This is a genomic window from Saccharopolyspora indica (assembly GCF_027853965.1).
Taxonomy (GTDB): domain Bacteria; phylum Actinomycetota; class Actinomycetes; order Mycobacteriales; family Pseudonocardiaceae; genus Saccharopolyspora; species Saccharopolyspora indica.
Genome location: NZ_JAQGLB010000012.1, coordinates 165,149 through 176,370 on the forward strand (window position 1 = coordinate 165,149; position 11,222 = coordinate 176,370).

An 11,222-nucleotide genomic window follows, 5' to 3' on the forward strand; every position below is an offset into this window, starting at 1 on the left:
GACCGCTGACAACTGAGCACGACGAGATCGGGGCGGTACCCAGCACGGGTGCCGCCCCGATCTCGTTCTCGCCTGCCCGGAGCCGAATGACGCCCCTCGTGGCCATTCGACTCCGGCGGGACCGGGCGCTGCGGGCCTCGATCAGCGCAAGCGGGTCAGCTGGCCGCGACCGCCAGCTGCTGGCGCTTGCGCGCCTTGATGATCACTTCTCGCTCCGACTCCGACAGCCCGCCCCAGATGCCGTACGGCTCCTGCACCGCCAGCGCGTGGGCGCGGCATTGGGCGATCACCGGGCAGTGCTGGCACACCTCTTTTGCCTTCGCCTCGCGCCGAGCTCGCGCCGGGCCCCGCTCGCCGTCCGGATGAAAGAAGTACGCGCTGTCCATGCCTCGACAGGAGCCTCGTATCTGCCAATCCCAGATATCGGCGTTCGGTCCTGGAAGACGTCGAGTGTCTGCCATTGCGACAACCACCTCCCACCGGTGGATCCCCTCCCCTGCTGCGACGGGCCCGCCGCAGCCTCGCATGATCCAACCGTAGAACCGCGCCAAAACTTGTTCAACCCTTATCGCGTCAAAACTTGTTCATCATTGGGGTGATCTTTTCGGAAGACGTGATCGTTTCCGCGACCGGCTTGCCCTGCGCGGGCGGGAACCGGAATATGTCCCGCGTGACGACGCGGCCGGAACCTGCACCCGGGGAGGACACCCCTGTCCCGATCGACGAGTCGGGAACCTCGGACGGTGTTGAGCCGGACGACGAGCCGCGGCTCAGCGTCGCGGCGGTGGCCCGCAGGCTCGGCGTCGCGCCCGCGACCCTGCGCACGTGGGACCGCCGCTACGGGCTGGGCCCCAGCGACCACACCAGCGGCCGGCACCGCCGCTACGGGCCGGCCGACATCGCGCGCCTCGAGCAGATGCAGCGCGCCCTGCTGCGCGGCGCCTCGCCGATGGAGGCCGCCAGGTACGCGCGCACCGTCGCCGCGCCGCTGCCGCAGCGCTCCCCGGAGGTCGCCGAGCAGCCGGAGGACGGCGGTGACGGTCCGGTCCTGCTGTCCGGTGTGCTGGACGGCGAGGGCGACATCAAGCTCGTCAGCGGCTCCAACACCGGCGGTCGCGGCCTCAAGCTCACCGGCGCGGGTCCCGAGGCGCGCGGGCTGGGGCGGGCCGCGCTCGCGCTGGACTCCTGGTCGGTGCAGCGGCTGCTGATCGAGGCGATGGAGTCCGACGGCGTCGTGGCCGTGTGGCAGGGCATGCTGCAACCCGTCCTGCGCGCGGTGAGCGAACGCCGCCAGCGGTCCGGCTCCGGTGTCGAGGTCCTCCAGCTGCTGGTCGACTGCGCCTCCACGGCGCTGCGCTCGGTGATCGCGTCCGCTCCGGCCCCGCTCAACCCGCGCCCGGTGGTGCTCGCCCCGGTGCCCGGCGAGGCGCAGGAGCTGGAGCTCGTGGCGCTCGCCGCCGCGCTGGCCGCCAACCGCGTCGGGCACCGCCTGTTCGGCGCCGCACTGCCCCGTGAGGGCCTCGCCGCCGCCGTCCGGCGCTCTGCGCCCGCCGCAGTCGTGCTGTGGGCCGACCAGCCGCACTACGCGGCTCCGCGGGTGCTGGAGGACATCCCGATCACGCGGCAGCGCGCTCGCGCGTTCGCGGCGGGTGCTGGGTGGTCGCCCGAGGCGCTGCCCGCGCACGCGGAACTCCTCGGCTCGTTGGAGACCGCTGTGACGCGTGTTTCGGAGACGGTTCTGGGCTGACCTGAGCTCAGTGTGACCTAATTCACATCAATCGTGTCAGGGTGTGCCGCTGGGTTCCTGCGGACGGGCGAAATCACGGTCACAACGGGCCGCAATCGGGTGAATACTGCAGGTATGACGGGTGATGGGCGACTGCACGGGGTAGTTGCCCGCCTCCTTGCTCCGTTCCGGTGAACGGGGCCCGGATGGGGTGGCTGCGAAATTTCTTGACGGATTAAGCACCGGATCGTGTCAAGGTTTTGGCCCCTGCGTCCGATAGGGGAGGTGGAACGTCACCCGCCTGCAGGAAAGGAGTTCCCGTGACGACGGTCCTGATCTGCGATGACCGGCGTAGCGTCCGGGAAGGGCTCACTCGTGTGATGTCAGCTGTCCCCGGAGTGAGCCGAATCGATTGCGTCGCCCACGGCGACGAGCTGTTGGCCCGCTTCTCGCGGCAAGCCGTGGACGTCGTGCTGGTCGGTACCCAGCGCGCGGTCCCGAACGGCGTGGAAGCCACCAGACGGCTCGTGTCCGCCCACCCGCAAGCGAACGTGATCGTCTTCGGCGCCCCCGACGACGCGGCCAGCATCGCTGCCGCCATCGCCGGTGGTGCCCGCGGTTACCTCCGCTGGGACGCCTCGCGCCCGGAACTGGTCGCGGCGCTGGCGCACACCCTCGCGAGCACCTCGGTGCCCGCTCCCCGACAGCCGTCCGACCCCGGTGTGCAGCTGACGGAGCGCGAGCTCCAGGTGCTGCGGGGCATGAGCCAGGGCAAGAGCAACGGCCAGATCGGCCGCGAGCTCTACCTCTCGGAGGACACCGTCAAGACCCACGCGCGCCGGCTGTTCCGCAAGCTCGGCGTGCGCGACCGCGCGCAGGCCGTGGCGCACGGCTTCCGCCGCGGCCTCGTCGCTTGACCCGCCACCGGCGGTCGACGAGAACGCCGACCCTGCGCGAGCTGACGTTACGAAAGTGAGTGTGGCTCGCGTCACCGCCCGGATGTCCGGAACCGCGCCCGGACGGGCGGAGTGACGCGAGCCATAGTCCTGTCGGAAGTCGGGGGATAACGGCCGAAGCGGTATTCGGCGGCAAACCGGCGATACGCCCCTAAATGCCACCTCGGCCCCTCTCCCGATCGCTCCGCACGCGGTATCTCTTTCCGGGCAAGATCGCGATGACCAGGTGAAACGCCGCTCGGTTCGGCGTCTGGTACATGTTGATGCGTGACTACGCCCGCCCTCGATCCCGAGTCCCTGTTCAACGAGCGCCCAACGGCCGGTACGGTGAGCGCGGCGCAGCGTGCGGTGCACGCGATGTTCGCCGGGCAAATCCGAGTCGCTTGAACGCGTAACACCAGGGCTGCTGTCTGCGATGACCAACGTGGGGGACGGGCTGGACGCTCTTGTAAGCGCCGCCGTCGACGGCGATCGCCAGTCGATCGAGCGCTTGCTGGCCGAAATCCGTCCTTTGGTGGTGCGGTACTGCCGCGCCAGAGTCGGACGAAACGAGAGGTCGTTCGCTTCGGCGGACGACGTGGCCCAAGAGGTGTGCCTCGCGGTGTTGACCGCGCTGCCCTCCTACAAGGACCAGGGTCGTCCGTTCCTGGCGTTCGTGTACGGCATCGCCGCGCACAAGGTGGCTGATGCGCACCGGGCGTTGGCCCGCAACCGCTCCGAACCCGTGGCGGACGTTCCGGATACCCCGGAGTCCGAAGCCGGTCCGGAGCAGCGGGCGATGCAAGGTGAGCTCTCGGGCAGGATGGCGCAACTACTTCGCGTCCTCCCGGCGAAGCAGCGGGAAATCCTGCTTCTCCGGGTGGTCGTCGGGTTGTCGGCGGAGGAAACCGCCGAAGCGGTCGGTTCTACGCCGGGCGCGGTACGCGTGGCTCAACACCGCGCGTTGGCCCGGCTGCGAAAGACGCTGTCCGCGGAGGAGGTGGTCTGAATGGCTGAGCGGAAGGGGCCCGAGGGGGAGCGGGAAGGACGCGACCCGGTCGAGTCCGGCCAGCACGAAGACCGTTCGACCCGGGCGGACGAGCGGGACGTGGTGCCCGCGGCGGAGCCCGCAGACGAGGGAACGGAACTGAGCGAAAACCATCGGGATTCCGACTCGGGCGAGTCCGAAACCACCCGAAGCGACGCCGATTCGGACGGCGCCGCGGTGCTCGCCTTCCGGTCGCGGCCGGAAGACCGGGACAGTGCCGACGACTCCGGCGAGCTGGTCGACCACGACGACTTGGACGAGCCGATCGACCTGGCCGCGCTGCAGGACGACGACGCCCTGCTGGACGCGCTCGGCGGCACCAACCCGGACGTGGCGGTGCCCGCGGACGGCGAACGCCCCAGCTTGGAAGCACTGCTGGTGGCCTGGCGGCAGGACGTCGACTCCTCGCCGATCGGTGATCTGGTCGACGTCGAGACCGCGGCGACCGCGATCTCGTCGGGCGCGCGCCCGCGCCGCTGGCTCAAGCGCCGGCACCTGGTGCCGGTCGCGACGGCGGCGGCCGTGCTGATGATCGGCTTCACCGGGGTCGGCGTGGCCGCTCGCGATGCCCAGCCCGGCGACATGCTGTGGGGCGTCGCGCAGGTGCTCTACTCCGACCACACCCGCGCGGTGGAGGCCGCGAGCCTGGCGCAGGAAGACCTCGACACGGCGGAAAGCGCGATAGAGCGCGGCAACCGGCCGGCGGCGCAGGCGGCGTTGGAAGCGGCGCAGCAGCAGATGCGCATCATCGACGACGAGCACGGCCTGTCCGACCTGCAGGCCGCGCACGCTTCGCTGACCAGGCGGATCGACGAGGGCGACCAGCCCAGCAGCAACGAATCGACGCCGCAGACCACGCCGCCGACCTCGACGCCGTCGCCGTCGCAGCCTTCGGAGCTGCCGGAACCGACGGACAGCTCGTCGGTCCCGCCGACCTCGTCGACCCCGACGGAGACGACGACCTCGCCCAGCGAGACCAGCGGCAGCTCGGAGAACCCGTCGAGCAGCTGGGGCGGCCTGATCCCGAACAACAGCAGCGGCACCAGCCACCCCTGATCGAACGCGAAGAAGGGGCTCCCGCGCGGGAGCCCCTTCTTTCACGTCCTGATCAGCGGGTGGTTTCGCTCTCGGTGACGCCGTCGGCGTAGCCGCGGCAGTACTCCCAGGTCACGTACTCGCTGGGGTTGGGGTCGAAGGCCGGCTCGTGCGGGCGCATGCGGCCGTCGTGCAGCAGCTGCTCCAGACTGGCCCGCAGCAGCTCCCAGTCGTGGTAGTGGCACTCGCCGCAGTCGGCGCAGTCGACCACGATGCCGCGGATGCCGCGGGGTTCCAGCAGCGCCTGGTAGACCGCGAGGTCGGTCAGATCGGCGAGCAGCTCGGCGCGTTCCTCGTCACCGAGTGGCGGGCCGTCGGCGTCGTCGTGATCGCCGAGTGCCATGCTCGGATCTTCCGGGTCGCCCGCGAACGGGTCTGGGGGCATCGGATCGTGCGGCACGGCCCGCACGGTACCGGCTGCGTCCACCTCGTGGGGCTGTCGGGGCGGTCTTGTCCACCGCATGTCCGGTGGCGGGGTGGCGTGGCGCACGACTGCCAGGACGCGACAACCGGCCGCTGACCTGTGGTCTCTATCATTGGGGGAATCCCCGAAGCCGATGCCGCGTTACCAGACGTAACCGTCGACGACGCGATCGCCGGGGAACAATCCAGCCGCATCCTCCGTGTGTGGACCGTAGCGTGAAGGAAGGCACATCCCTCGCCATGACCAGCGAACTCACCGCACCCGGCCTCCCATCGAAGTTCGCGACGCTGGGGCTGACCTTCGATGACGTGCTCCTGCTGCCCGACGAGTCCGACGTCATCCCGAGCGGCGTCGACACCTCCACGCAGCTCTCCCGCAACGTCCGGCTGCGCGTCCCGCTGCTGTCGGCCGCGATGGACACCGTGACCGAGGCGCGGATGGCGATCGCGATGGCCCGCCAGGGCGGCGTCGGGATCCTGCAGCGCAACCTCTCGGTGGAGGAGCAGGCCTCCCAGGTCGAGGTGGTCAAGCGCTCCGAGGCGGGCATGGTCACCGACCCGGTGACCTGTTCGCCGGAGGACACGCTCGCCGAGGTGGACGCGCTGTGCGCCCGCTTCCGCATCTCCGGCGTCCCGGTGACCGACCCGGACGGCACGCTGGTCGGCATCATCACCAACCGCGACATGCGCTTCGAGGTCGACTTCACGCGCCGCGTGCGCGAGGTGATGACCCCGGCGCCGCTGATCACCGCGCAGGTCGGCGTCACCGCGGAGGCCGCGCTCGGGCTGCTGCGCCGCAACAAGATCGAGAAGCTGCCGATCGTCGACGGCGCGGACAAGCTGCGCGGTCTGATCACGGTCAAGGACTTCGTCAAGACCGAGCAGTACCCCAGCGCCACCAAGGACCCCGACGGCCGGCTGCTGTGCGGCGCCGCGGTGGGCGTCGGCGCGGACTCGCACGAGCGCGCGATGGCGCTGGTCGACGCCGGCGTCGACGTGCTGATCGTGGACACCGCGCACGGTCACTCCCGCGCGGTGCTGGAGACGGTCGGCACGCTGAAGAAGGAACTGGGCAACTCGGTCGACGTGATCGGCGGCAACGTCGCGACCCGCGCGGGCGCGCAGGCGCTGATCGACGCCGGGGCGGACGCGGTGAAGGTCGGCGTCGGGCCGGGCTCGATCTGCACCACCCGCGTGGTCGCCGGCGTCGGCGTGCCGCAGATCAGCGCGATCTACGAGGCGAGCATGGCCTGCCGGCCCGCCGGTGTGCCGATCATCGGCGACGGCGGCATCCAGTACTCCGGGGACATCGGCAAGGCGATCGCCGCCGGTGCCAGCTCGGTGATGCTGGGCAGCCTGCTGGCGGGCACCGCCGAGGCGCCGGGCGAACTGGTGCTGGTCAACGGCAAGCAGTTCAAGGTCTACCGGGGCATGGGTTCGCTGGGTGCGATGCAGTCGCGCGGCCAGGGCAAGTCCTACTCGAAGGACCGCTACTTCCAGGACGACGTGCTCTCCGAGGACAAGCTGGTGCCGGAGGGCATCGAGGGCCGGGTGCCGTTCCGCGGCCCGCTGTCGCAGGTCGTGGCCCAGCTGGTCGGCGGTCTCCGCTCGGGCATGGGCTACACCGGCTCGACGACGATCCCGGAGCTGCAGGACGCGAAGCTGGTGCGGATCACCGCGGCGGGCCTCAAGGAGAGCCACCCGCACGACATCACGATGACGGTCGAGGCGCCGAACTACACCGGCCGCTGACACCCGCCGACCCGGCCGCCGCGCTCCCCAGCGCGGCGGCCGCGTCGCGTCCGGGGGTGGTGTGTCAATTTCGTACGAAATTGACGCGGCCCTCCGCGGCGCTGTGCTCGGGAGATCACTGAACGTTAGGTGCCCCCGTTGCGCGTCACTCGGGTGTCGTAGAGAGAATGTCGTGTTGGACAGCGGTGCCACGAGGAGGGACTGACCGTGCGGGATCAGGTTGAGATCGGCATGGGCCGCACGGCGATGCGCGGCTACGACTTGGACGACGTTGCGATCGTGCCGTCCCGGCGCACCCGCTCCTCCAAGGACGTGTCGCTGGCGTGGCAGATCGACGCGTACCGCTTCGACATCCCGCTGGTCACGCACCCGACCGACGCGGTCGTCTCGCCCGCCACGGCGGTGCGCATCGGCGAGCTCGGCGGCCTGGGCGTGCTCAACGCCGAGGGGCTGTGGGCGCGGCACGAGAACGTCGAGCAGAAGCTGTTCGACGTGGTGCGCGCCGCGGAGGAGGACAGCGACCCGGAGGCGGCCATCCGCCTGCTGCAGGAGCTGCACTCCGCGCCGATCCGGCTCGACCTGCTCGCCGCTTCGCTCAAGCAGATCAAGGACTCCGGCGTCACCGTCGCCGCGCGGGTCAGCCCGCAGCACGCCGAGGAGCTGACCCCGGACCTGCTCGCGGCGGGGGTGGAGGTGCTGGTCGTGCAGGGCACGATCATCTCCGCCGAGCACGTGGCGCGCGACGGTGAGCCGCTGAACCTCAAGCGCTTCATCGCCGAGCTCGACGTGCCGGTGATCGCCGGTGGCGTCGGCGACTACCGCACCGCGATGCACCTGATGCGCACCGGCGCGGCCGGTGTGATCGTCGGCTTCGGCCAGTCCCGCTCGACGACTACCACCCAGGTCCTGGGCATCGGCGTGCCGATGGCCACGGCGGTCGCCGACGCGGCGGCGGCGCGGCGCGACTACCTGGACGAGACCGGTGGCCGGTACGTGCACGTGATCGCCGACGGCTCGCTGGCCTACTCCGGCGACATCGCCAAGGCGATCGCCTGCGGCGCGGACGCGGTGATGCTGGGCGAGGCGCTGACCGAGGCCGCGGAATCCCCGGCGCAGGGCTACTACTGGACCGCGGCCGCCGCGCACCCGAGCCTGCCGCGCAGCGAGATCACCGGCTTCGCCGGTTCGGACGCCGACCTGGAGAAGCTGCTGTTCGGCCCGAGCAGCGACCCGTACGGCACGCTGAACCTCTTCGGCGGCCTGCGCCGCGCGATGGCCAAGACCGGCTACCGCGACCTGAAGGAGTTCCAGAAGGTTGGCCTCACCCTCCGCGGCTGAGCCCGCGCGCGAACTCCGCGAAACCCCGGTCCCGCTGCGGGACCGGGGTTTCCGGTCTCCAGGGCGGTCCCGCGATGAGGAACGGTTTCCGCTGTTCAGCGCCCGTGAGTGGTTTGTGGTGCTATAGCCCCCCAAAGTGCTCACGGGGCCTGTGCAGGCTGAACACCATCGGTGCCCCAACCCCGAGCGGGGACTAGCTACTGGTGAGTAATTACGTCTAGTCTGTCGCGCATGGCTGGACGTGATCGGGCGCACCGGGATGACACCGACTTCGACGTGGTCGTGATCGGGTCGGGATTCGGCGGCAGCGTGGCCGCGCTGCGGTTGACCGAGAAGGGCTACCGGGTGGCCGTGCTCGAGGCCGGTCGCCGGTTCACCGACGACGAGCTGCCGAAGACCTCCTGGGACCTGCGGAAGTTCCTGTGGGCGCCGCAGCTCGGCTGCTACGGCGTGCAGCGCATCCACCTGCTGCAGAACGTCCTGATCCTGGCCGGCGCCGGGGTCGGCGGCGGCTCGCTGAACTACGCGAACACCCTGTACCGGCCGCTCAAGCCGTTCTACAACGACCCGCAGTGGGCGCACATCACCGACTGGGAGTCCGAGCTCGCGCCGTACTACGACCAGGCGACGCGGATGCTCGGCGTGGTGGACAACCCGACCACCACGCCCTCGGACGTGGTGCTGCGGAAGGTCGCCGGGCAGATGGGCGCCGAGACCACCTTCCACACCACGCCGGTCGGCGTCTACTTCGGCACGGCGGGCAAGACCGACTCCGACCCGTTCTTCGGCGGAGCCGGGCCCGCGCGCACCGGCTGCACCGAGTGCGGTGCGTGCATGACCGGCTGCCGCGTCGGCGCGAAGAACACGCTGGTGAAGAACTACCTGTACCTGGCCGAAGCGGGCGGGGCGCAGGTGTTCCCGCTGACCACGGTCGACCGGCTGGCGCAGGGCGCCGACGGCCGGTGGCGGATCGGCACGTCGCGCACCGGCGCGAAGTGGAACCGCCGCCCGCGCATCTTCCGGGCCGATCAGGTGGTGGTGGCCGCGGGCACCTGGGGAACGCAGAACCTGTTGCACCGCAGCAAGGAACGCGGTGACCTGCCGCAGCTGTCCGACCGCCTCGGCCGTCTCACCCGCACCAACTCCGAGGCGATCATCGGCGCGCAGATGCCGAGGGTCGACCCCGAGCAGGACTTCTCCAGCGGCGTGGCGATCACCTCGTCGTTCCACCCCGACGAGGACACCCACATCGAGCCGGTGCGCTACACCAAGGGCGCCAACGCGATGGGGCTGCTGCAGACCCTGCCGACCAAGGGCGGCACCTCGGAACCGCGGCTGCGGCAGTGGTTCCGCTACCTGCGCGAGCACCCGCTGCACGCACTGCGCCTGCTGTCGGTGAAGGACTGGAGCCAGCGCACCGTGATCCTGCTGGTCATGCAGAGCCTCGACAACTCGCTGACCACCAAGCTGCGCAAGCGGTTCGGGCGCACGCAGCTGACCTCCGAGCAGGGCCACGGCGCGCCCAACCCGACCTACATCCGGGCCGGGGAGCAGGCCAACGAGCTGGTCGCCGAGGAGATCGGCGGTATCGCGGGCGGAACCTGGGGCGAGCTGTTCGACATCCCGATGACCGCGCACTTCCTGGGCGGTTGCGCGATCGGCGAGAACGCCGAGCGGGGCGTGATCGACCCGTACCACCGGGCGCACGGCTACCCGACGATGTCCATCGTGGACGGTTCGGCGGTGAGCGCGAACCTGGGCGTGAACCCGTCGCTGACCATCACCGCCCAGGCGGAGCGGGCGTTCGCGATGTGGCCGAACAAGGGCGAGACCGACACCCGCCCGGGCCAGCGCGAGGCCTACCGCGAGGTGGCGCCGGTCGAGCCGAAGTCCCCGGCCGTCCCGGCCAGCGCACCGGCGGCCCTGCGCCTGCCGATCGTCTGACCCGGGGAACCGCGGTCTCAGCCGAGACCGCGGTTCGAGCGCCGGCGCACGATCACCAGCACTGCCAGCAGCAGGGCCATGGCCAGCCAGCCGGGCCAGGCGGTCAGGCCGGTGGTGAGCGGGTGCGGCGGGTTGCCGGCGTCGGCCAGGACCCACGGCAGGTGCACCGCCGCCGTGCTGACCACGGTGTGCGCGACGACGGCCGGGAGCACCGACGCCGACCGGGTGCGGAGCCAGGCGAAGATCGGCACCACCAGCACGCAGCTGATCAGGAAGGCCCCGATCGCCACCGGCCAAGGGGTGTCCGGGTACTGGCCGCCCATCAGCAGCGTGGGCAGGTGCCAGAGCGCGAACACGACACCGGTGACCAGCACGGCGAAAACCGGTCCGCGCGGGCGCAGCCGCGGGAACAGGTAGCCCTGCCAGCCGAGTTCCTCCCCGAAGAACAGCGGCAGCGAGACCAGCATCTGAATCAGCAGCGAACCGGCCCACACCGCCAGCGCGGGGAGCGGAACTCCCCGCTCCCCGGTGGTTTCCGGGGCGAACTGGCGGCGGAAGCCGGAGAAGTCGGTGAGATCCGGGTGGTAGGCGCCCGCGGCGGTGCCGATCGCGAGCGCCAGCAGGGTCAGCGCCAGCGGGCAGACGAGGGCCACCAGGCAGTCCAGCGCGGTGCGCCGGTTCCAGGCCAGCCCGAGCGTCGCGCGGATCGGCGTCCCGCGTTCCCAGCGGCGCAGCACGACGAATGCCGCGAGCGCGGGTGTGAGCATCGCTGCGCTGATGCAGACCAGTTCCAGGACGCTCAAGTCGATGTCGCTGCTGGTGCGCTGGAAACCGCTGATCAGCAACGGCATCATGGCGATCCACATCCCCGCCCAGGCGAGCGCGGTGAAGGCCAGCACCGGTCGGGCTGCGATCTTCGTTCTCATGCCGGTGAAGCTAGGTCGGTGCGGGCGCGCGCGGG

General features: G+C 70.7%; 10 protein-coding genes. 7 read left to right on the forward strand and 3 right to left on the reverse strand.

The window, feature by feature from the left end; genetic code table 11:
* Nucleotides 1–155: 155 nt before the first annotated feature.
* Nucleotides 156–461: a WhiB family transcriptional regulator gene (locus OU416_RS25150; RefSeq protein WP_093155089.1), complete on the reverse strand. Its 306-nt coding sequence runs from the start codon at nt 459–461 to the stop codon at nt 156–158.
* A gap of 200 nt (nt 462–661) precedes the next feature.
* Here OU416_RS25150 and OU416_RS25155 point away from each other — a divergent pair, with 200 nt between their 5' ends.
* The 4 genes from OU416_RS25155 to OU416_RS25170 all read left to right on the forward strand — a co-directional run bounded on the left by OU416_RS25155 (nt 662) and on the right by OU416_RS25170 (nt 4,765).
* Entirely contained in the window at nt 662–1,747 is a 1,086-nt protein-coding gene (locus OU416_RS25155) for a MerR family transcriptional regulator (RefSeq protein WP_270929478.1), read from the forward strand.
* Between the two features lie 299 nt (nt 1,748–2,046).
* The gene (locus OU416_RS25160; RefSeq protein ID WP_029536209.1) at nt 2,047–2,643 is read left to right on the forward strand and encodes a response regulator transcription factor; all 597 of its coding nucleotides are present in this window, start codon (nt 2,047–2,049) and stop codon (nt 2,641–2,643) included.
* A gap of 454 nt (nt 2,644–3,097) precedes the next feature.
* The gene (locus tag OU416_RS25165; protein ID WP_093155087.1) at nt 3,098–3,670 is read left to right on the forward strand and encodes a sigma-70 family RNA polymerase sigma factor; all 573 of its coding nucleotides are present in this window, start codon (nt 3,098–3,100) and stop codon (nt 3,668–3,670) included.
* Nucleotides 3,671–4,765 carry an anti-sigma-D factor RsdA gene (locus OU416_RS25170; protein ID WP_270929479.1) on the forward strand — a complete coding sequence of 365 codons (1,095 nt, stop codon included), beginning with the start codon at nt 3,671–3,673 and terminating at the stop codon, nt 4,763–4,765.
* A 52-nt stretch (nt 4,766–4,817) separates the two neighbouring features.
* On the opposite strand, the gene OU416_RS25175 is transcribed toward OU416_RS25170, so the two are convergent.
* Nucleotides 4,818–5,213: a DUF5319 domain-containing protein gene (locus OU416_RS25175; RefSeq protein WP_170210508.1), complete on the reverse strand. Its 396-nt coding sequence runs from the start codon at nt 5,211–5,213 to the stop codon at nt 4,818–4,820.
* Nucleotides 5,214–5,467: 254 nt separating this feature from the next.
* On the opposite strand from OU416_RS25175, the gene guaB reads away from it, so the two are divergent.
* The 3 genes from guaB (at nt 5,468) to OU416_RS25190 (ending at nt 10,261) form a co-directional block, all read left to right on the forward strand.
* A complete protein-coding gene (guaB, locus tag OU416_RS25180; RefSeq protein ID WP_270929480.1) occupies nt 5,468–6,979 on the forward strand; it encodes an IMP dehydrogenase in 1,512 nt (503 codons plus the stop codon).
* 207 nt (nt 6,980–7,186) lie between these two features.
* Entirely contained in the window at nt 7,187–8,317 is a 1,131-nt protein-coding gene (locus OU416_RS25185; protein WP_270929481.1) for a GuaB3 family IMP dehydrogenase-related protein, read from the forward strand.
* 231 nt (nt 8,318–8,548) lie between these two features.
* Nucleotides 8,549–10,261, forward strand: a complete 1,713-nt coding sequence (locus OU416_RS25190; RefSeq protein WP_270929482.1) for a GMC family oxidoreductase N-terminal domain-containing protein — start codon at nt 8,549–8,551, stop codon at nt 10,259–10,261.
* 17 nt (nt 10,262–10,278) lie between these two features.
* On the opposite strand, the gene OU416_RS25195 is transcribed toward OU416_RS25190, so the two are convergent.
* On the reverse strand, nt 10,279–11,187 hold the full coding sequence (locus OU416_RS25195) for a CPBP family intramembrane glutamic endopeptidase (protein WP_270929483.1): 909 nt from the start codon (nt 11,185–11,187) through the stop codon (nt 10,279–10,281).
* Nucleotides 11,188–11,222: the final 35 nt, after the last annotated feature.

Coding starts and splice junctions, on each gene's coding strand:
- OU416_RS25150 (WP_093155089.1), bottom strand. CDS start 461: ATGGCAGACACTCGACGTCTTCCAGGACCGAACGCCGATATCTGGGAT.
- OU416_RS25155 (WP_270929478.1), top strand. CDS start 662: ATGTCCCGCGTGACGACGCGGCCGGAACCTGCACCCGGGGAGGACACC.
- OU416_RS25165 (WP_093155087.1), top strand. CDS start 3,098: ATGACCAACGTGGGGGACGGGCTGGACGCTCTTGTAAGCGCCGCCGTC.
- OU416_RS25170 (WP_270929479.1), top strand. CDS start 3,671: ATGGCTGAGCGGAAGGGGCCCGAGGGGGAGCGGGAAGGACGCGACCCG.
- guaB (WP_270929480.1), top strand. CDS start 5,468: ATGACCAGCGAACTCACCGCACCCGGCCTCCCATCGAAGTTCGCGACG.
- OU416_RS25190 (WP_270929482.1), top strand. CDS start 8,549: ATGGCTGGACGTGATCGGGCGCACCGGGATGACACCGACTTCGACGTG.
- OU416_RS25195 (WP_270929483.1), bottom strand. CDS start 11,187: ATGAGAACGAAGATCGCAGCCCGACCGGTGCTGGCCTTCACCGCGCTC.